The sequence below is a fragment of the Brevundimonas halotolerans genome (genome assembly GCF_003730275.1).
GTDB lineage: Bacteria > Pseudomonadota > Alphaproteobacteria > Caulobacterales > Caulobacteraceae > Brevundimonas > Brevundimonas halotolerans.
The window spans coordinates 140,573-160,000 of record NZ_QTTA01000016.1 but is presented as its reverse complement, the minus strand read 5'-3'; the positions used below and the strand labels follow the sequence as shown (position 1 = coordinate 160,000).

The 19,428-nt window shown below is 66.1% G+C and carries 16 protein-coding genes, 1 tRNA gene and 2 rRNA genes (1 of these 19 running past the window's edge); 13 read left to right on the top strand and 6 right to left on the bottom strand.

The annotated features are described in order from the left end of the window. The 3 genes from EG854_RS06870 to EG854_RS06860 all read left to right on the top strand — a co-directional run. Positions 1-2,232 (top strand): 23S ribosomal RNA (locus EG854_RS06870) (it extends 555 nt beyond the left edge of the window). An 84-nt stretch (positions 2,233-2,316) separates the two neighbouring features. Further along, positions 2,317-2,431 (top strand): 5S ribosomal RNA (rrf, locus tag EG854_RS06865). 104 nt (positions 2,432-2,535) lie between these two features. Then, positions 2,536-2,612: transfer RNA gene (locus EG854_RS06860), tRNA-Met, on the top strand. Between the two features lie 70 nt (positions 2,613-2,682). Here EG854_RS06860 and EG854_RS06855 read toward each other — a convergent pair. The 3 genes from EG854_RS06855 to EG854_RS06845 form a co-directional block, all read right to left on the bottom strand. Further along, positions 2,683-3,720, bottom strand: a complete 1,038-nt coding sequence (locus EG854_RS06855; protein ID WP_123287181.1) for an ABC transporter ATP-binding protein — start codon at positions 3,718-3,720, stop codon at positions 2,683-2,685. Then, complete coding sequence (locus EG854_RS06850; RefSeq protein WP_164461916.1) at positions 3,717-5,255, bottom strand: ABC transporter permease; 1,539 nt, start codon at positions 5,253-5,255, stop codon at positions 3,717-3,719. Before EG854_RS06850 ends, EG854_RS06855 begins: the two co-directional genes overlap by 4 nt. Positions 5,256-5,326: 71 nt before the next feature. Further along, positions 5,327-6,403: an extracellular solute-binding protein gene (locus tag EG854_RS06845; protein WP_123287177.1), complete on the bottom strand. Its 1,077-nt coding sequence runs from the start codon at positions 6,401-6,403 to the stop codon at positions 5,327-5,329. Between the two features lie 132 nt (positions 6,404-6,535). Here EG854_RS06845 and EG854_RS06840 point away from each other — a divergent pair, with 132 nt between their 5' ends. The 5 genes from EG854_RS06840 (at position 6,536) to rlmJ (ending at position 11,148) form a co-directional block, all read left to right on the top strand. Continuing rightward, entirely contained in the window at positions 6,536-7,420 is an 885-nt protein-coding gene (locus EG854_RS06840) for a DUF4232 domain-containing protein (RefSeq protein ID WP_123287174.1), read from the top strand. 63 nt (positions 7,421-7,483) lie between these two features. After that, positions 7,484-8,674 carry a glycine C-acetyltransferase gene (locus EG854_RS06835; RefSeq protein ID WP_123287172.1) on the top strand — a complete coding sequence of 397 codons (1,191 nt, stop codon included), beginning with the start codon at positions 7,484-7,486 and terminating at the stop codon, positions 8,672-8,674. Beyond that, a complete protein-coding gene (gene tdh, locus EG854_RS06830; RefSeq protein WP_123287170.1) occupies positions 8,671-9,723 on the top strand; it encodes an L-threonine 3-dehydrogenase in 1,053 nt (350 codons plus the stop codon). The genes EG854_RS06835 and tdh overlap by 4 nt, the downstream gene beginning before the upstream one ends. Before the next feature lie 28 nt (positions 9,724-9,751). Next, positions 9,752-10,213, top strand: coding sequence for a hypothetical protein (locus EG854_RS06825; RefSeq protein WP_123287168.1), 462 nt, complete (start codon positions 9,752-9,754; stop codon positions 10,211-10,213). 116 nt (positions 10,214-10,329) lie between these two features. Beyond that, positions 10,330-11,148, top strand: a complete 819-nt coding sequence (rlmJ, locus tag EG854_RS06820) for a 23S rRNA (adenine(2030)-N(6))-methyltransferase RlmJ (RefSeq protein ID WP_123287166.1) — start codon at positions 10,330-10,332, stop codon at positions 11,146-11,148. A gap of 164 nt (positions 11,149-11,312) precedes the next feature. Here the strand turns inward: rlmJ and EG854_RS06815 are convergent, their stop codons facing one another. Next, entirely contained in the window at positions 11,313-11,621 is a 309-nt protein-coding gene (locus tag EG854_RS06815) for an antibiotic biosynthesis monooxygenase family protein (RefSeq protein WP_241153159.1), read from the bottom strand. Between the two features lie 58 nt (positions 11,622-11,679). On the opposite strand from EG854_RS06815, the gene EG854_RS06810 reads away from it, so the two are divergent. After that, positions 11,680-12,384, top strand: coding sequence for a type 1 glutamine amidotransferase (locus tag EG854_RS06810; RefSeq protein WP_123287163.1), 705 nt, complete (start codon positions 11,680-11,682; stop codon positions 12,382-12,384). Positions 12,385-12,502: 118 nt separating this feature from the next. On the opposite strand, the gene hemF is transcribed toward EG854_RS06810, so the two are convergent. Both hemF and EG854_RS06800 read right to left on the bottom strand, forming a co-directional pair. Beyond that, a complete protein-coding gene (gene hemF, locus EG854_RS06805) occupies positions 12,503-13,378 on the bottom strand; it encodes an oxygen-dependent coproporphyrinogen oxidase (protein WP_123287161.1) in 876 nt (291 codons plus the stop codon). A 52-nt stretch (positions 13,379-13,430) separates the two neighbouring features. Beyond that, positions 13,431-13,871 carry a tRNA (cytidine(34)-2'-O)-methyltransferase gene (locus tag EG854_RS06800; protein WP_123287159.1) on the bottom strand — a complete coding sequence of 147 codons (441 nt, stop codon included), beginning with the start codon at positions 13,869-13,871 and terminating at the stop codon, positions 13,431-13,433. Positions 13,872-14,063: 192 nt separating this feature from the next. Between EG854_RS06800 and petA the strand changes: the two genes are divergently transcribed. The 4 genes from petA to EG854_RS06780 all read left to right on the top strand — a co-directional run bounded on the left by petA (position 14,064) and on the right by EG854_RS06780 (position 19,369). Beyond that, positions 14,064-14,612 (top strand): ubiquinol-cytochrome c reductase iron-sulfur subunit, encoded by a 549-nt coding sequence (gene petA, locus EG854_RS06795; protein WP_241153158.1) that lies wholly within the window; start codon positions 14,064-14,066, stop codon positions 14,610-14,612. A gap of 17 nt (positions 14,613-14,629) precedes the next feature. Next, the gene (locus tag EG854_RS06790; protein WP_123287155.1) at positions 14,630-15,931 is read left to right on the top strand and encodes a cytochrome b; all 1,302 of its coding nucleotides are present in this window, start codon (positions 14,630-14,632) and stop codon (positions 15,929-15,931) included. A gap of 5 nt (positions 15,932-15,936) precedes the next feature. Beyond that, positions 15,937-16,821 carry a cytochrome c1 gene (locus tag EG854_RS06785; protein WP_123287153.1) on the top strand — a complete coding sequence of 295 codons (885 nt, stop codon included), beginning with the start codon at positions 15,937-15,939 and terminating at the stop codon, positions 16,819-16,821. 892 nt (positions 16,822-17,713) lie between these two features. Next, entirely contained in the window at positions 17,714-19,369 is a 1,656-nt protein-coding gene (locus EG854_RS06780; protein ID WP_123287151.1) for a M28 family metallopeptidase, read from the top strand. The last annotated feature ends 59 nt before the right edge of the window (positions 19,370-19,428 follow it).

The window sequence follows — 19,428 nt, the reverse complement described above, 5'->3', positions numbered from 1 at the left end:
CCTACAAGCAGTCGGAGCCCCCATGCGGGGTGACGGCGTACCTTTTGTATAATGGGTCAGCGACTTCATGTGTCGAGCAAGCTTAAGCCGTTAGGTGTAGGCGTAGCGAAAGCGAGTCTGAATAGGGCGATAAGTTCGACGTATGACGACCCGAAACCAGGTGATCTATCCATGAGCAGGATGAAGGTAAGGTAACACTTACTGGAGGTCCGAACCCGTGAATGTTGAAAAATTCTGGGATGACTTGTGGATAGGGGTGAAAGGCCAATCAAACCTGGACATAGCTGGTTCTCCGCGAAATCTATTTAGGTAGAGCGTCCGACGAACTCCTTGGGGGGTAGAGCACTGGATGGATGCGGGCTGCGCGAGCGGTACCAATTCTAACCAAACTCCGAATACCCAAGAGAGCTATCGGGCAGACACACGGCGGGTGCTAACGTCCGTCGTGAAAAGGGAAACAACCCTAACCATCATCTAAGGCCCCCAAGTAACGGCTAAGTGGGAAACGATGTGGGATTGCTTTGACAATCAGGAGGTTGGCTTAGAAGCAGCCATCCTTTAAAGAAAGCGTAACAGCTCACTGATCAAGCGATCCTGCGCGGAAAATGTAACGGGGCTAAAGCCGTTCGCCGAAGGTATGGGTGTGCACTCTAGGGTGCATGCGGTAGCGGAGCGTTCCGTAAGCCGGTGAAGGTCAACCGTGAGGTTGGCTGGAGGTATCGGAAGTGAGAATGCTGACATGAGTAACGATAAACAGTGTGAGAAACACTGTCGCCGAAAGACCAAGGGTTCCTGCGTAAAGCTAATCTGCGCAGGGTTAGTCGGCCCCTAAGGCGAGGCTGAAAAGCGTAGTCGATGGGAAGCAGGTAAATATTCCTGCACCAGCTGGAAGTGACGGATGGCGTAAGTTGTCAGGGCTTATTGGATTGTCCTGGCAGCGAAGCTGTCCCTGGAAATAACTCCAGCAGAGACCGTACCCGAAACCGACACAGGTGGTCAGGTAGAGCATACCAAGGCGCTTGAGAGAACTGTGCTGAAGGAACTCGGCAAATTGCACGCGTAACTTCGGAATAAGCGTGACTCACCTTGGGCAACCAAGAATGAGTGGCACAAGCCAGGGGGTAGCGACTGTTTAGCAAAAACACAGGGCTCTGCGAAGCAGCAATGCGACGTATAGGGTCTGACGCCTGCCCGGTGCCTGAAGGTTAAAGGGAGGAGTGAAAGCTCCGAACTGAAGCCCAGGTAAACGGCGGCCGTAACTATAACGGTCCTAAGGTAGCGAAATTCCTTGTCGGGTAAGTTCCGACCTGCACGAATGGCGTAACGACTTCCCCACTGTCTCCAGCACAGGCTCAGTGAAATTGAATTCCCCGTGAAGATGCGGGGTTCCCGCGGTCAGACGGAAAGACCCTATGAACCTTTACTATAGCTTCGCCTTGGCGTTAGCGACCGTATGTGTAGGATAGGTGGGAGGCTATGAAACCGGGGCGCCAGCTCTGGTGGAGCCATCCTTGAAATACCACCCTTACTGTCGTTGACGTCTAACCGAGATCCGTTATCCGGGTCCGGGACATGGCGTGGTGGGTAGTTTGACTGGGGCGGTCGCCTCCTAAAGTGTAACGGAGGCGCGCGATGGTGGGCTCAGACCGGTCGGAAATCGGTCGTCGAGTGCAATGGCATAAGCCCGCCTGACTGCGAGACTGACAAGTCGAGCAGAGACGAAAGTCGGCCATAGTGATCCGGTGGTCCCGCGTGGAAGGGCCATCGCTCAACGGATAAAAGGTACTCTAGGGATAACAGGCTGATTTTGCCCAAGAGTCCATATCGACGGCAAAGTTTGGCACCTCGATGTCGGCTCATCACATCCTGGGGCTGGAGCAGGTCCCAAGGGTATGGCTGTTCGCCATTTAAAGTGGTACGTGAGCTGGGTTCAGAACGTCGTGAGACAGTTTGGTCCCTATCTGCCGTGGGTGTTCGAAGCTTGAGAGGATCTGTCCCTAGTACGAGAGGACCGGGATGGACATACCTCTGGTGGACCTGTCGTGGCGCCAGCCGCGCAGCAGGGTAGCTATGTATGGAATAGATAACCGCTGAAAGCATCTAAGCGGGAAACTAACCTCAAAACAAGGCTTCGCTGAGGATCGTGGAAGACTACCACGTTGATAGGCCAGGTGTGGAAGTGGGGCGACCCATGAAGCTTACTGGTACTAATAATCCGATCGGCTTGATCGTTTCTCAGCAAAACTCATTCGGTTTTACTTGCCGATAATAATCGCGACGATGTCTTCTCATTTAATCCCCTATCTGCCTGGTTGACCCGGTGGCTATGTCGGAGGTTCCCCACCCGATCCCATTCCGAACTCGGTCGTTAAGCCCTCCAGAGCCGATGGTACTTCGTCTTAAGGCGCGGGAGAGTAGGTCGCTGCCGGGTCTACCAGTCAGATAGGGATTAAAACGATGTCGCCTGAAGCCACTTGTGCCTCGGGGACATGTCTCGAACCTTTTCTTCCTTCACATTCTCCTTTCCATCTTTGACGCGGGATGGAGCAGCCCGGTAGCTCGTCAGGCTCATAACCTGAAGGTCGCAGGTTCAAATCCTGCTCCCGCACCCAAGATTACACGCCGCCCGGTTCCGCCGGGCGGCGTTTTTCGTTTGCGGACTGCGTCGAGCCGGCGTCGGCCTCAGGCGGGCACCACCAGGGCCCGGTCGGGCGCGAGCGCCAGAAACGCCGGCTGCCCGATCGCAGGAACCGGCCCGGCGTGGCTGACCGTCAGGCGATGTTCCCCGTCCGGCCCGATCATCACGACCGTGACGTCGGTGACGTTGCCCGCAAAGCGCCGGGCCACGACGGTTGCCGCCACGCCCTGATCTGCCAGCCGTACATCGCCGGGCCGCACCAGCAACTGCCACCCGGTGGCCTCGCCCTCTGGTTTTGCGAACCGCCCCAACGGCGTCGCCACAGCATCGCCGTCCACCCGCGCGGGCAAGGCCTCGACCGGCCCCAGCATCCGCGCGGCGGCCAGCGATACGGGGCGCAGATAGCAGGCCTCGGGCGTCCCCGCCTGCAACACCTCGCCCTGATCCAGCAGCACCAGATGATCCGCCATGGCCAGAGCATCCTCGGCATCGTGGGTGACGATCAGCACGGCCGCGCCCGCCGCCCGCAGCGCGGGGGTCAGGGCATCGCGCACCTCGGCCCGGAGCGACGCGTCCAGCCCCGAAAACGGCTCGTCCATCAGCAGGACGGCGGGCTCCCGCGCCAGCGCGCGGGCCAGCGCCACCCGCTGCTGCTCGCCGCCCGACAGGGTCGAGGGCCAGGCCTTGGCCCGATCCTCCAGCCGCAGCGACCGCAGCAGGTCCAGCGCCCGATCGCGCGCCTCGGCCCGGGGCAGGTGGCTCAGGCCAAAGGTGACATTGCCCAGCACCGTCTTGTGCGGGAACAGGGCATGTTCCTGAAACATCAGGCCGATGCCGCGATGCTCGGGCGGCACCGTCTGTCCGGGCCACGACAGCACCGTCTCGCCCAGCCGGATCTCGCCGGCGTCGGGTGCTTCCAGTCCGGCGATCAGGCGCAGCAGGGTGCTCTTGCCGCTGCCCGACGGACCCAGCAGGGCGGTCACCTGTCCGGGCACCAGCGTCAGGTCAACGACGTGCACGCCCGCATCGCGGCCATAGCGGCGGGCCAATCCGGTGGCAGTCAGGGTGGGGCGGTCGGTCATGGCTCTCCGGGGCGCGAGGTGCTGATCTTGCGGGTCAACCACAGCACGGCGGGCAGGGCCAGCAGAACAAGCAACAGGGTCGGCCAGCCGGCATTGGCCAGCCGCTCATCCCGCGCATAGTTGTCGGCCATCACGGCCAGCGTATCGACGTTGAACGGGCGCAGCATCAGGGTGGCGGGCAGTTCCTTCATCACATCGACGAACACGACGAGTGCCGCCGTAAACAGGGCCCCGCGCGCCAGCGGCAGCTGAATCGCCCATGCGGTGCCCGTCTCGGAGCGGCCCAGCATGCGGGAAGCCTGCACGACCGACGGCGTGACGCGGGTCAGCCCCGCTTCGATGGGCTCGAAGGCGGCGGCCATCAGCCGGGCGGCATAGGCATAGATCAGCAGGGCGATCCCCATTCCGAAGCCGCCGACCGATCCGGGCACCAGCCGCCATAGCACGGCGGCGGGGATCAGCAGGCCGATGGCCATGACCGCCCCCGGCGTCGCATAGCCGAGGCTGGCGATGCGCGCGGCCAGCGGATGCCGCGTCGACCCCAGCGCCAGCAGGGCCGCAAGCGCGACCGTCACCAGTGCGGCGATCACCGCCAGTCCGACACTGTGCCGCGCGGCGGCGATCAGCCTCGGCCATTCGGGCGTGATGTCGATCATGGTGTGCGCCATCCAGCCCAGCGGCAGGACAAGGCCCAGCCCGACCAGCATCAGACAGAAACCGGTCGCCAGCGCAGCCTTGACCGGGGGCAGCGGCTGCAGGGTCAGGGGCCGCCAGCGCCCGCGTCCGCTGTCGTGATCAGCACCGGACCGGCCCATCCTCTCGATCCACATCAGCACGGCGGCAAAGGCCAGCAGCGGCAGGGCGATCCGCGCCGCCGCCTCGACCGAGCCGAACACGAACCAGGCCCGGACCACGCCGGTGGTCAGGGTCTGGACGCCCAGAAACTGCACCGCGCCATAGTCCGCCAGCGTCTCCATGACGGCCAGGGCGACACCTGCCGCCAGTGCCGGGCGCGCCATCGGCAGCGCCACCTGAAAGAAGGCCCGGGCCGGCGAGGCCCCCAGCATCCGCGCGGCCTCGATCGCCTGCGACGACTGGTTCAACAGCGCCGCCCGCATGGCCAGATAGACATATGGATAAAAAGCCAGCGACAGGATCAGGCCGGCCCCGCCGAGGCTGCGCATCTCGAACGGCATGTCGACGCCCAGCGTGCCCCGCATCCATATGCGCAGGTCGCCCGCCGCATCGAAAAGGTCGGCATAGCCATAGGCCAGGGCGAAGGCCGGCGCCGCCAGCGGCAGGGCCAGCGCCCAGCTGAGCCAGCGTCGGCCCGGAAAGTCATGCCCGACCACCAGCCAGGCTGCCGTCACGCCAAGGACCGCCGTCAGCACCGCGACCTGCGCCGACAGGGCGACCGAGGTCAGGGCATAGCGGGACAGGTCCGACAGGGCGATGTCCGCCTGACCGTCGCCCAGCGCCGTCGCCACCACCCCGATCAGGGGCAGGATGGCGACCAGCGCTGCGCCCAGTCCCATCCAGACCAATGGCGAAAGCCCGCCCCGGATGCCGGAGCGGGCCTTCAGCGTCGTCGAGGCAGGGGTCGGGCCTATCGCCAGCCTGCCTGGCTCATCATCGCCTGGGCCGCCGCCTGACGCGGACCATAGCGGGCGACCGACATCGGATGGGCCTCAAACGGCGCATAGGCGCTGACCGGGGCGGGCACCGTCACCGAGGGGCTGGCCGGGTATTCATTGTTGTATTCGGCGACCAGCGACTGGGCCTCAGGCGATGCCAGGAATTCCAGCAGCTTGACCGCATTGTCGAAGTTCGGCGCATTGGCCGCGACCCCACCGCCCGAGATGTTCACATGGGCCCCGCGTCCGTCCAGCGACGGGAAGGCCAGCTTGACCCGTTCGGTGATCTCGCGGTCGCCCGCGTCCTCGCCTGACGCCAGCCGGATGTAGTAGTAGCTGTTGGTGATGGCGACTTCACAGATGCCCGCGCCCACGGCCCGGATCTGGTCGCGGTCGCCGCCCTCGGGCTGACGGGCCATGTTGGCGACAATGCCCTCGACCCACGCGCGGGTCTTGGCTTCACCCCAGACCTCGATCAGGGCACCGACCAGCGACAGGTTGTAGACGCTGTCGGATGAGCGGACGCACAGCTTGCCGCGGAAGCGGGGCGAGGCCAGCTCCTCATAGGTGTCGACCTCCTCGGGGCGCACCTTGGCCGCGTCATAGGCGACGATGCGCGCCCGGCGGCTGAAGCCGTACCAGTGCCCGCCCGGCTCGCGCAGATTGGCCGGGATCGCCTCCTGCAGCATGGTCGAGTTGGCAGGCTGGAACAGGCCGGCGTCCTGCACGCGCCACAGGGCCCCGGCATCGGCGGCCACGAACACATCGGCGGGGCTGGCCTCGCCCTCGGACTGCATGCGGGCGATCAGGGTGTCGGGATTGCCCTCGATCCGGTTGACGCGAATGCCGGTCAGCTCGGTGAAGCGCTCATAGAGCCGCAGATCGCTGTCATAGTGGCGGGCGGTATACAGATTGACCACGCCGGCATCGGCGGGCGGCGCGGTGTCCGCTGTCTTGGTCTCGGATTCGGGCTGGCCGCAGGCGGCGACCAGCAGGCCAAGGGCAAAGGCGCCGGCCAGGGCGCGGACAGAGGCGAAGGGCTTCGTCATCGAACTCTCCTGAAATGTGCTGCCGTCCTAACGCGACTGATAATGTTTCGCAACAACATCGCGGGTCCGATTGCGGAAACCGCAAAGCGTTCCGATGCGCTATAGTGACGCTGGAACGAGAGGGTCGATGTCATGATCATGCGGATGAACCGGAATGCGCGACTGTGGGGCGCGGTCTGCAGCCTGACGCTGGTGGCGGCCTGTTCGCAGGAGCAGCGCGATCCGCCCGATCCGGTCGAGGCGCCCGCGCCCGATGAGGCCCCGATCAGCGGCGTGGCCATCGCCTATGACTGTGAAAGCGGCGAGAGCCTGTCGGTTGTCTATGGCAAGGACCGCACCGCGGGCCTGACCTATGAGGGCAAGTCGTATCGCCTGCGCCCCGTGACCTCCGGCAGCGGCGCCCGCTACGCCGGCGAGACTCTGGAATGGTGGTCGGCGACCCGCGACGGGCGCGAGGAGGGCCGACTCAGCCGTCTGGACGCCGAAGGCAAGCCCCAGGGCGTCGAGCTGGAACGCTGTGTCCGCAAGGGCCAGCCTCTCACCCCCGCCAGCAATCCACAGTCCATGGCCAGGGCTCCGGCCTGCGCCGGTCCGCAATTGGCCCTTGAGATCGAGAACTCGGACGCCGGCGCGGGCAATCGCGGCCTGGTGCTGTCGCTCCGCAATGCCGGGACCGAAACCTGCAGTCTCACCGGCTACCCGGGCGTGACCCTGATGGACCAGGAGGGTCGCCCCGTCGTCGATGTGCGTGCCGACCCCTGGATGCAGGGCGATCCGGCTGAGCCACCGCATCCCGTCGAACTGACCGCCGGCGCCAAGGCGTATTTCGATGTCGGCTGGAATGTCGTTCCCCATGAGAGCGAGGGCGAGACGCGCTGTCCGGTCACCGAAGGCCTCAGGGTCACGGCGCCTGGCGACACGGCGCCCCTGACGCAGGCCACTGAGATGACCGTATGCGGCGGCCGGATCAAGGTCGGGCCTGTGCGCGCCACCCAGGATGTGTCTGCCGGGACCTGATGCCGAAGCTGTGACATCGGGCGGGGCTTTATACGGCCTTCAAAACCGTCTAGCGGAGCGCCCATGACGACATTCCACGACCGCATCGCCGCCGAACTGGCCGACATCGACGCCCAGGGCCTGACCAAGCCCGAAAGGGTCATCGCCTCGCGACAGGGGCCGGTGATCGAGGTGGCGGGCCAGAAGGTGCTGAACTTCTGCGCCAACAACTATCTGGGTCTGGCCGGGGACGAGCGCGTGGTCCAGGCGGGCATCAAGGCGCAGGAACGCTGGGGCGCGGGCACGGCCTCGGTCCGCTTCATCTGCGGCACGCTGGAGATCCACAAGGAGCTGGAGCGCGCCATCGCCGACTACCTCGGCTTTGAGGACACCATCCTGTTCGCCGCGGCCTTCGACGCCAATGGTGGCATCTTCGAGCCTCTCTTCGGGGCCGAGGACGCGATCGTCTCCGACAGCCTGAACCACGCCTCGATCATCGACGGCGTGCGCCTGTGCAAGGCCAAACGCTACCGCTTTGCCAACTCTGACATGGACGACCTTGAGGCCCAGCTGAAGCAGGCCCGGGCCGACGGCGCGCGCGACATCATCATTGCCACCGATGGCGCCTTCTCCATGGATGGCTATGTCGCCAAACTGGCCGAGATCCGGGCGCTCGCCGACACATACGACGCCCTGATCATGGTCGATGACTGTCACGCGACCGGCTTCATGGGCGACAAGGGGCGGGGCTCCTATGCCCATTGCGGGGTCGAGGTCGACTTCGTCACCGGCACCTTTGGCAAGGCGCTGGGCGGGGCCATGGGTGGCTTCATCTGCGCGACCTCCCCGGTGGTAGCCCTGCTGAAGCAGCGGGCCCGGCCCTATCTGTTCTCGAACGCGCTCAGCCCCGCCGTCTGCGGCTCCTCGCTCGAGGCCATCCGCATCGCGGCGGGGGACGAGGGCGACGCCCTGCGCCAACAGCTGTTCGCCAACGCCGCCCGCTATCGCGCGGCCATGACCGAGGCCGGGTTCGACCTGCTGCCGGGCGAACATCCGATCATTCCGGTGATGCTGGGCGATGCGCGCCTTGCCCAGGACATGGCCGCCCGCATGCTGGAGCTGGGCGTCTATGTCATCGGCTTCAGCTTCCCGGTGGTGCCGCGCGGCGCCGCCCGCATCCGGACCCAGATGTCGGCCGCCCACACCTTCGACCAGATCGATCTGGTGGTTGCGGCGTTCAAAACCGCCGGCAAGGAATTGGGAGTGATCAAATGACCGACACCATGAAGGCCCTGGCCAAGATGAAGCCCGCCGAGGGGCTGGAACTGATCGACGCCCCCATCCCCCAGGCCGGGCCCGAGGATGTGCTGATCAAGGTCCACAAGACCGCCGTCTGCGGCACCGACATCCACATCTGGAACTGGGACGAGTGGTCGCAAAAGAATGTGCCCGTCCCGATGATCACCGGCCACGAGTTCTCGGGCGAGATCGTCTTCGTCGGCAAGGATGTGGATCGTCCGCTCAAGATCGGCCAGCGCGTCTCGGCCGAGGGCCACGTCATCGACCTCAACTCCGAGGCGGCCCGCGCGGGCCATTTCCACCTCGACCCCGCCACCCGGGGCATTGGCGTCAACCGTCAGGGCGCCTTTGCCGAGTTCGTCGTGGCCCCGGCCTTCAACGTCATCGAGCTGCCGGATGACGTCCCCTATGCCATCGGCTCGATCCTCGATCCGTTCGGCAATGCCGTGCACACGGCGCAGCAGTTCGACCTGCTGGGCGAGGATGTGCTGGTCACCGGCGCGGGGCCCATCGGCATCATGGCCGCCGCCGTCGCCCGCCACGCCGGCGCGCGCACCGTCGTCCTGACCGACATCAACGACTTCCGCCTCGAACTGGCGCAGAAGGTCGCGCCGGGCGTCCGCACCGTGAACACGCTCAACGAGGACCTGCACGACGTTATCCCCGAGCTGGGCATGAAGGTCGGCTTTGACGTGGCGCTGGAAATGTCCGGCTCGCCCATCGCCTTCAAACAGTGCGTCGACACCCTGATCATGGGCGGCGGTCTGGCCCTGCTGGGCATTCCGTCCAAGCCGATGGAGACCGACTGGGGCGCCATCATCCTCAAGGCCCTGACCATCAAGGGCGTCTATGGCCGCGAGATGTTCACCACCTGGCGCAAGATGCTGGGCCTGCTGAAAGCCGGTCTGGACCTTGAGCCGCTCATCACCCACCAGCTGAACTATGCCGACTATCGCGAGGGCTTCGAGGTCATGAAGTCTGGAAAATCCGGCAAGGTCGTGCTGGACTGGTCAAAGGCGGCCTGATTGGCGGTCGCTTCTGACGGGGGGCCATATGCTCGGTCTGATCGCGACCATTCTGCTGACCACCACGGCCCCTGATCCGGTCCAGGTGCGATACACCCCCCTGTCCGACCACTGCGAGATGATGGACGAGGGCGCCTTCGAAGGTCAGGACTGGGTGCTCCATCGTTGCCAGGGCCTGCCCGGCTATCCGATCTGGATCGGCTATGCCGACGGCACCCGCATGTCGCTGGCCTTCGGCTCGATGCAATCGGTCAGCGGGATGTTTGCGACCGATCGCGACACTTCGTGGCCGGTGGAATGGCGGGCCCGGGCCGGGGGCGACTTCCAGCCTTATGCGACCATCGTCAGTGTCCGCTCGCTGACCGACGGCACCTCCATGCTGGCGGTCTATCTCCTTGCGGAGGACGGCTCGTCGTGTCTGCGCGGTGTGACCGCCACGAATGAAGCCGCCGGCGAACTGGCCGACGCCCCGCCCCGCCAAGGTTGCTAGGTCGCCAGCATCCGCCGCAGCCGCGTTTCGAAAGATGTGGGCACCCGGCCGGGCAACGCGATCGCGCGCCGCTCGGTTCCTCTTGACCCGGGCGTCGTACGGGGGGACGAGCGGGCATGAACTATCGCCACAGCTTTCACGCCGGAAACTTTGCCGATCTGGTCAAGCACGCCCTGCTGCTGTGGCTGGTCGACCGGAGGCGCGCCCGGGGTCCGCTGACGGTGGTCGACACCCATGCGGGCGCGGGCCTCTATGACCTGACCGGCGATGCGGTCCGCTCGCGCGAGGCCGAGGCGGGCGTGGCCCGGCTGATGGCCAGCGAGGCCCTGCCGCTCGCGATCAAGGCCCTGGCCGGAGAGGTCGCGGCCCTCAATCCGGATGGCGGTGTGCGCTTCTATCCCGGCTCGCCCCTGCTGGTCGCCCGACGGCTGGGCAAGGGCGACGCCTATGTCGGCTTTGAAATGAACCCGCCGGTGGTCGATCTGCTGGATCAGGCCCTGGCCGACTGGCCGGCGGCGAACGGCCGGGCAGGGGATGGCTATGAGGCGCTGGCCGAAGCGACCGCAAACGCGCGCGGGCCGCTGGTGCTGATCGACCCGCCGTTCGAACAGGCCGACGACTATCAGCGGGCGGCAGACGCGGCGGCGGCGGTGGTCCGGCGCGACCCGACCGCGACGGTCGCCATCTGGACCCCGCTCAAGGACATGGAGACCTTCGACGGCTTCCTGCGGCGGCTGGCGCAAGCCGGGGCAGGGCGCGTGCTGGTGGCCGAGGCCCGCCTGCGGCCCCTGACCAATCCGATGAAGATGAACGGCTGCACCCTGGTCATGCTGAACCCGCCTGACGGCGCCGAGGCAGTCGCGCAAGAGGTCTGCGGCTGGGTGGCGGATACGCTGGGCGACACCGGCGCCCGCGCCGAGGTCTGGTGGGCCTGAGGGCTTACCCTGACCCCCGCTCATCCCCGCGAAAGCGGGGACCCAGTTCTGTTAGGCAGTTCGTGAGCGGACGGTGTTGGCGAGCAAAAACTCTGGGTTCCCGCGTTCGCGGGAATGAGCGGCAACAACCCTCTGGGACAGAGTGTTGAACGTCGCTCCTGCTCTCAGTCAAACGTCTCGCCCGGCTCATACAGATTGGGCTCGAAGGTCGCGATGCTCATGATCGGGCTCATCGCCTCGACGATGGCTGGATGACGCGTCATGGCCTTCCAGTCCTCGCGGCTGGCCCAGACGCCGTGGACCGCACAGACCTTGCCGTTCACGCCCCGATGCAGGGTTGCCGACACAAAGCCGTCCAGCCCGCGCTGACGCCCGACCATGACGGCCAACGCCTCCATCAGCGCATCCTGCTTCGCAGGCTCGCATTTGTAGACATTGATCAGGACGACGGCGTCGGAATCGGCGGTGGACATGGGCGCCTCATAGCCCATCCCCCTTACCAAGTCGTGCTCGCCGGGCCATATCGACCCAATGACCGAGACCCGAAAGCCCCGCATCGCCATCCTTGAGACCGGGGCACCGCCCTCTGACCTGTCGCCCGAGCACGGGCGCTACCCGCAGATGTTCACGCGCCTGTTGGGCGACGGCTTCGACACCCGCAGTATCGATGTGCGCCACAGCGCGCCGCCGCGCCCGGGCGACTTCGACGGGGTCATCATCACCGGCTCTCCCGCCGGGGTTTATGACGGCGAGCCCTGGATCGGTCGCCTGCTGACCTGGATCGCGGCGGCCCGGGGCCAGACCCGCATGGTCGGCATCTGCTTCGGCCATCAGGCCATGGCCCAGGCGCTGGGTGGGCGGGTCGAGAAGTCTGAAAAGGGCTGGGGCGTGGGCCTGCACCGCTACCGGGTCGAACAGGCCCAGCCGTGGATGGTGCCGCCGCGAGGCCAGATCGCCATCCCCGTCTCGCATCAGGATCAGGTGGTCGAAAAGCCCGCGGCGGCGCGCGTGATCCTGTCCAGCGACTTTACCCCCTTCGCCGGGCTCGCCTGGGACGACAACGCGATCTCCATGCAATGCCATCCGGAATTCACCCCGGACTTTGCCGCCGCCCTCGCCGAGGGACGCCGCGACCGCATCGGCGCCGACCGCGTCGATCCCGCGCTGGAAACCCTGAAGGGCGACAACGACCGCGAGGCCGTTGCGGGGTGGCTGCAGACCTTCCTCAGACGGTAGAAGCCCGTCATCCTCGGACTTGATCCGAGGATCGGTGCCACCCACCACCGCGGCCATGCCAACCGCCTGCCCGGACCGATCCTCTGGTCAAGCCAGAGGATGACGACGAACTATCGACCTACGGCCACTTCACCTCGGGCGGCATGGAGCTGAGGATCGCCTCGACGTTCCCGCCGGTCTTCAGGCCGAAGGTCGTGCCCCGGTCGTACAGCAGGTTGAACTCCACATAGCGGCCGCGGCGGATCAGCTGTTCCTCGCGCTCGGCGTCGGTCCAGGCCTCGCCCATCCGGCCGCGCACAATGTCCGGATAGGCCACGAGAAAGGCGTCGCCGACGTCGCGGGTAAAGGCGAAGTCCGCCGCCCGGTCGCCGCTGTCCAGATGGTCATAGAAGATGCCGCCGGTCCCGCGCGGCTCCTTGCGGTGGGCCAGCCAGAAATACTCGTCGCACCAGGCCTTGAAGCGCGGATAGTAGGTCGGATCATGCCGGTCGCAGGCGGCCTTGTAGGCGGCATGGAAGGCCATCGTGTCGGGCGCATCGTCGCGGCGATCCACGTCCAGCACCGGGGTCAGGTCGCCCCCGCCGCCGAACCAGCCCTTCGTCGTGGCGATAAAGCGGGTGTTCATGTGCACGGCGGGCACCCGCGGATTGCGCGGATGGATGATCAGGCTGATGCCCGTGGCGAAAAAGCGCGGATCCTCGGCGGCCCCCGGCACCTGCTTGGCATAGTCCTCGGGGAAGGTGCCGTGCACGGTCGAACAGTGCACCCCCGCCTTTTCGAACAGCCGTCCGTGCAGCATGCCCATGACGCCGCCGCCGCCCTCGGGCCGCTGCCATTCGGTGCGCACGAACCGGCCGGGCTCGCCGGGATAAAGGGCGGGGTCGGCCGCCTCCTCCAGCGCCTCCAGCGCCGCATGGATGCGGTCGCGCAGGGCCTCGAACCAGGCGCGGGTCTCGGTCTTCAGGGTGTCGAGGTCGGGGGCGGGTGTGCTCATGGCCCCGCTTCTAGTCCCATTTTCGCGCGCGGGGCAGGGGAGGATGTCGCAGTCAGCCCACCTGCCGCGTCCATTCCCAGCAGGCGATGCCGGCGCTGACCGCCAGGTTCAGCGACCGCGCGCCGGGCTTGAGCGGAATCAGCACCCGGGCGTCGGCCGCCGCATGCACCTGATCCGGCGCCCCGGACGGCTCGGAGCCGAACAGCAGGGTGTCGTCGGGCTGGAATCGAAAATCGGTCAGGGGCTCGGCACCCTTGGTCGTGAACAGCACCAGCCGTCCGGCTCCGCGATCGCGCTGGAACGCGTCCCAGTCGGCATGCCGGACCATATGCCCCAGGGGCCCGTAATCCAGCGCCGCGCGCTTCATCGCCCGGTCGTCCAGACGAAAGCCGGTGGGCTCGATGACGTGCAATTCGACGCCGAAACAGGCCGACAGACGGATGCAGGCGCCTACGTTCTGCGGAATGGCTGGTTGAAAAAGGGCGAGACGCATTCTAAGGCCCTTCTACGCGTGAGCCGGGGGCTTGTCGCGGCTGGTTTTGCGAGTGTTTCTCAGCCACGCGCCGTCTTGCGGCGATGAGCCGCAAATCTGGCCCCGTCAGCTGGTGTATGACGTCTCGCGTCAACTATGACGATACCGTCGATGGGCCGGCATGGGTCCATCGGGGCCCATGAGAGGTGTGATGTGACCGAATCGGTCGAGCTGAACCACGACGGACACGGAGGGGGCGACGACGCCACCCGCCGCGATTTCATCCACATCGCCGCCGGCGCTGCCGCGGTGGGCGCCGGGGTCATGATGGCCTGGCCGCTGGTCAACCAGATGAACCCCGCTGCCGACACCCTGGCCCTGTCGACCATCGAGTTCGACCTGACCAAGGTCGCCGAGGGCATGCAGGTCGTCATCAAATGGCAGGGCAAGCCGGTGTTCGTGCGCTACCGCACCCCGGCCGAGCTCGCGACCATCAAGGCTGAGGGTGCCGTGGGCAGCCCGCCTGAGACCGACGCCGACCGCACCAAGGCCGGGCATGAGCAGTTTCTGGTCGTGATCGGCTCCTGCACCCACCTGGGCTGCGTGCCGACCTTCAATTCGGGTGACTACGGCGGCTGGTTCTGCCCCTGCCACGGCTCGCACTACGACGCCTCGGGGCGTATCCGCAAAGGCCCCGCCCCCCGGAACTTGGATGTTCCGACGTATGAATATGTCTCCGACACCCGCGTGCGGATCGGCTGAGGACGGACGGACAGACCATGAGCGACCACGAATCCACCTACGTCCCCAAGACCGGCATCGAAAAGTGGCTGGACAGCCGCCTGCCGATCATCCGCTTCGGCGCCGACTATATGGCGCTGCCGACGCCGCGGAACCTGAACTACTGGTACACCTTCGGCGGCATCCTGATGCTCTGCCTGGTGATCCAGATCGTCACCGGCATCGTGCTGGCCATGCACTATGTGCCGAACACCGAAATGGCCTTCGCCTCGGTCGAGCGCATCATGCGTGACGTCAACGGCGGCTGGCTGATCCGCTATGTGCACGCCAACGGCGCCTCGATGTTCTTCATCGCCGTCTATCTGCACATGCTCCGGGGCCTGTATTATGGCTCCTACAAGGCCCCGCGCGAGATCATCTGGATTCTCGGCTGCGTGATCTTCTTCCTGATGATCGCCACCGCCTTCCTCGGCTACGTCCTGCCCTGGGGCCAGATGTCCTTCTGGGGCGCCGAGGTCATCACCAATCTGATCGGCGCCGTGCCGGTCGTCGGCGAGCCCCTGCTGATTTGGCTGCGCGGCGGTCCGGCCATCGACAACGCCACGCTGAACCGCTTCTTCTCGCTGCACTATCTGCTGCCGTTCGTGATCTTCGGCGTCGTGGTGCTGCACCTGTGGGCGCTGCATACCTCGGGCCAGAACAACCCCGCCGGCGTCCTGATCCCCAAGGAGCGCACGGCCAAGGACACCCTGCCGTTCCACCCCTATTTCACGGTCAAGGACGGCTTTGCCATCATCCTGTTCCTGATCCTGTTCGCCCTGTTCGTCTTCTACATGCCGAACGCCCTGGGCCATGCGGACAACTACATCCCGGCCAACCCGCTGGTGACGCCGGCGCACATCGTGCCCGAGTGGTACATGCTGCCCTTCTACGCCATCCTGCGCGCCATCCCCGACAAGTTCGGCGGCGTGCTGGCCATGTTCGGCGCCATCGGTGTGCTGTTCGTCATCCCGTGGCTGGATACCTCGCGGGTGCGCTCCATGCGCTATCGCCCGACCATGAAGGTCTTCTTCGTGATCTTCGTGATCGTCGGGCTCGGCCTCGGCTGGTGCGGCGCGCAACTGCCCGACGCCCAGGTCGTGCCCGGCATGCCCAGCTTCATGCTGCTGGACGGCCAGCTGAACAGCTATCTGTGGCTGACGCGCCTGCTGACCGCCTACTACTTCGCCTTCTTCCTGATCATCATGCCCTGGGTCGGGCTGAAGGAGACGCCTCTGCCGGTCCCCGCCTCGGTCTCCGAGCCGGTGCTCGACGGCGGCATCCCCGAGAAGAAGGGCTGATCGTCATGACCATTCAAAACGGGACCCCTTCAACCGTGTTCAAGATCGTCGCCTCGGCTGTCGCCGCCCTCAGCCTGGTTGCCGTGGCCGCTCCGGCCGGGGCCGCCGGCGGCGAGGCCAAGCACCCGCGCTCGGGCGGGTTCAGCTTCGAGGGGCCGTTCGGCACCTTCGACCAGGCCCAGCTGCAGCGCGGCTACAAGGTCTATCGCGAGGTCTGCGCCGCCTGTCACGGCATGGACCTGATGTCCTTCCGCAACCTCGGCCAGCCCGGCGGACCGTTCTACGATTCGCACTTCAAGGGCGGACCGGCCGACAACCCCTACGTCCGCGTGCTCGCGGCCGAGGTCCAGGTTGCGGATATCGACTCGGAAACGGGTGAGCCGATCATGCGTCCGGCGACCCCGGCCGACCGCTTCCCCAACCCCTATGCCAATGCCACGGCGGCTGCCGGGGCCAATGGCGGAGCGGCCCCGCCGGACCTGTCGGTGATGGCCAAGGCCCGTCACGACGGCGCCAACTACATCTACTCCCTGCTGTCGGGCTATGTGCCGGCCCCCGAGGGTCTGCAGATCGCCCCGGGCCAGTACTACAACCCCTATATGGCCGGTGACCTGTCGCCCTTCTGGACCGGCGATCCCGACCATGTGCCGTCGGGTGGTTTCATCGCCATGCCCAATCCCCTGGCCGATGGTCAGGTGACCTATGACGACGGCTCGCCCCAGACGGTGGACCAGTATTCCAAGGACGTCGCCGCCTTCATCGCCTGGGCGTCCGACCCCCACGCGACCGAGCGCAAGCGCACCGGCATGGGCGTTCTGGCCTTCCTGTTCATCTTCGCCGGCCTGACCTACGCCAGCTACCGCCGCATCTGGAAAGGCATCGCCCACTAGGGCCAGCCGTTCCCACACCGACCGAATGACCCGCCGGAGCCCTCGCTTCGGCGGGTTTTTCGTGGGCAGGCGCCCCACCCGTCTCCTCCCTGCCGCGCAGCGGTGGGGAGGGGGACCACGGAGTGGTGGAGGGGGTCTTTATCGCACGCTCGCCCTCAAGAGCCCCTCCGTCACGGCGCTGACGCGCCGCGCCACCTCCCCATCTGCGATTGGGAGGAGACAGAAACGTCGTCATCCTCGGGCTTGACCCGAGGATCGGTGTCACCCGCAACGGCTGATCGCCTGCCCGGACCGATGCTCCGATCAAGTCGGAGGATGACGATGGGTCAACGGCAGTAGGTAGGATAGCCGCCCCCGAATTCCCCCACCCTTTCAACGCCCCTCGCGATTCTCGGACCGTTCTGCCCTACCGGGTCCGGGCGTGTGCAACCCTCCGCCTGTCTTCGTCGCAGGAGAGGGGCTGAGGATCCAGGCACCGAAGCAGCGACAGAGGCCGGTCGAGCGGGACTGCCCGGGGCGAAACCCCGGGGTCCGGGGCGTTTCTGGACGCCTCGCCCGTCGCGGGCCGAGAGACTGGGACCTGCTGTCGAACCGGGACAGGCGAAGTCGGGCGCACAAGCATCCGGGTGCCCGACCCCCGGCGGAAGAGACAGTCCCCCCAGGCGCTCGCGTGAACCGACCGGGGCGGCGCCAGGCTGTGGTGCCGAAAATTACAAAGCGCCCGTAACGCGAAAGCAGGGCGCATACGGTTCCGGGCCCCCGGCCCATGCGCCGCCCACCTCTCCGTATCCTCTGCCTCCCGGGCGAGAGGCGCTTCCGCATACCCCCTCAACAGTTGCGTCCGGCGGGCAAGGCTTTAGGGTCGCGTCTCCGGTTTTGTGAGAGGTCTCAAATGCGTCTGCTGTCCAGGCTGAGTGTTCTTGCTGCGGGGGCGGCGCTGGCCGCCTGTATGACCCTGCCGGACGGCGGGGAACCGGCCCGGATCGACCCGGATCGCCTGTCGGCGCATGTGCAGGCCCTGTCGGACGACAGCTTCGAGGGACGCGGCATCGCCACCCCGGCCGAGGACAAGGTCATCGCCTATCTGTCCGAGGCCTTTGCCGACGCCGGCTTCGAGCCCGGCGGCGAGAACGGCGGCTGGACCCAGGCCGTGACCTTGAACCGCTTTGCCGTTAGCAACGTCAGCGCCTCCTTCAGCGACGACGGCGTTGCCCGCCCCCTGACCCAGGGCGAGCAGATCGTCATTTCGACCCGCCGTCCGGCCGAGCAGGTGCGCCTCGACGATCTGCCGCTGGTGTTCGTCGGCTATGGCACCACCGCCCCCGAGCGCGAGTGGGACGACTTCAAGGACGTCGACGTGCGCGGCAAGGTCATCGTCGTGCTGGTCAATGACGCCGACTATGAGCAGCCCGAGCTCAACACCTTCAACGGCCGGGCCATGACCTATTACGGCCGCTGGACCTACAAATATGACGAGGCCGCCCGCAGGGGCGCCGCCGGCGTGCTGGTGGTGCATGAGACCGCCCCCGCCTCCTACGGCTGGACCACGGTCAAGAACTCCTGGACCGGGCCGCAATTCGACATCGTCCGTGCGAACGCGGCCGCCGAGCGCGTGCCGCTGGAAGGCTGGATCCAGCGCGACGTCGCCGTCGATCTGTTCGAGCGGGCCGGTCTGGATTTCGAGGCCCTGAAGGTGTCGGCGCGCAGTCGCGATTTCCGTCCGGTCGAACTGGAAGGCCAGACCCTCGACGCCGGCTACAGCGTGTCGACCAGCCAGATCGAAACCCATAATGTCGTTGCCCGCCTGCCGGGCTCCACCCACCCGGACGAGACCATCCTCTACACCGGCCACTGGGACCATATCGGCGTGGGTGATCCCGATGCCGAGGGCGACCGGATCTTCAACGGCGCCGTCGACAATGCCTCGGGCATCGCCGGCCTGATCGAGGTCGCCGGCATGTATGGCGCGGGCCCTCGCCCGGAACGGTCGATCGTCATCATCGCCTTTACCGCCGAGGAAAGCGGCCTGCTGGGTTCGGAATTCTATGCCGCCAATCCCCTCTATCCGCTGGAAACCACGGTCGCCGGCTTCAACCTCGACGCCATGAACGTCTACGGGCGCCTGTCGGGCCTCGGCGTGACCGGCTACGGCCAGTCGACCCTCGATGAGCGGCTTGAGGTCGTGGCGGCAACGCAAGGCCGGGTGATCGTGCCCGATACCAATAATGCCGCCGGTACCTATTTCCGTTCCGACCACTTCCCGCTGGCCAAGCGCGGCGTGCCCATGGCCTATCCCAAGGGATCGGGCGACTTCCGCGATGAGCCGATCGCCGAACGTCAGGCCCTGCGCGATGAATATGGCGCGCGCCGCTATCACCAGGCCGCCGACGAATGGATGCCGGAAATGGACTTCCGCGGCGCGGCCGAAGACCTAGAGGTCGTCCATGCCGTGGGTCTGGCCCTGGCCAACAGCCGCGACTGGCCGGGCTGGAAGGACGGGTCCGAGTTCGGCCCGGTTCGCGAAGAAAGTGCTGCCGCCCGCCGCTGATCCGTCAGCGGCACATGACGAAAACTTAACGGGCGCACCAGGGGCCGAGGCCTAAGGTG

Excerpts from the sequence above, each read along its gene's own strand:
- EG854_RS06845 (WP_123287177.1), bottom strand. The coding sequence starts at position 6,403 with ATGACGAAGCCCTTCGCCTCTGTCCGCGCCCTGGCCGGCGCCTTTGCC.
- EG854_RS06835 (WP_123287172.1), top strand. The coding sequence starts at position 7,484 with ATGACGACATTCCACGACCGCATCGCCGCCGAACTGGCCGACATCGAC.
- EG854_RS06790 (WP_123287155.1), top strand. The coding sequence starts at position 14,630 with ATGAGCGACCACGAATCCACCTACGTCCCCAAGACCGGCATCGAAAAG.
- EG854_RS06810 (WP_123287163.1), top strand. The coding sequence starts at position 11,680 with ATGACCGAGACCCGAAAGCCCCGCATCGCCATCCTTGAGACCGGGGCA.
- EG854_RS06780 (WP_123287151.1), top strand. The coding sequence starts at position 17,714 with ATGCGTCTGCTGTCCAGGCTGAGTGTTCTTGCTGCGGGGGCGGCGCTG.
- EG854_RS06840 (WP_123287174.1), top strand. The coding sequence starts at position 6,536 with ATGATCATGCGGATGAACCGGAATGCGCGACTGTGGGGCGCGGTCTGC.
- hemF (WP_123287161.1), bottom strand. The coding sequence starts at position 13,378 with ATGAGCACACCCGCCCCCGACCTCGACACCCTGAAGACCGAGACCCGC.
- EG854_RS06850 (WP_164461916.1), bottom strand. The coding sequence starts at position 5,255 with ATGGGACTGGGCGCAGCGCTGGTCGCCATCCTGCCCCTGATCGGGGTG.
- tdh (WP_123287170.1), top strand. The coding sequence starts at position 8,671 with ATGACCGACACCATGAAGGCCCTGGCCAAGATGAAGCCCGCCGAGGGG.
- EG854_RS06785 (WP_123287153.1), top strand. The coding sequence starts at position 15,937 with ATGACCATTCAAAACGGGACCCCTTCAACCGTGTTCAAGATCGTCGCC.
- EG854_RS06800 (WP_123287159.1), bottom strand. The coding sequence starts at position 13,871 with ATGCGTCTCGCCCTTTTTCAACCAGCCATTCCGCAGAACGTAGGCGCC.
- rlmJ (WP_123287166.1), top strand. The coding sequence starts at position 10,330 with ATGAACTATCGCCACAGCTTTCACGCCGGAAACTTTGCCGATCTGGTC.
- EG854_RS06825 (WP_123287168.1), top strand. The coding sequence starts at position 9,752 with ATGCTCGGTCTGATCGCGACCATTCTGCTGACCACCACGGCCCCTGAT.
- EG854_RS06855 (WP_123287181.1), bottom strand. The coding sequence starts at position 3,720 with ATGACCGACCGCCCCACCCTGACTGCCACCGGATTGGCCCGCCGCTAT.
- EG854_RS06815 (WP_241153159.1), bottom strand. The coding sequence starts at position 11,621 with ATGTCCACCGCCGATTCCGACGCCGTCGTCCTGATCAATGTCTACAAA.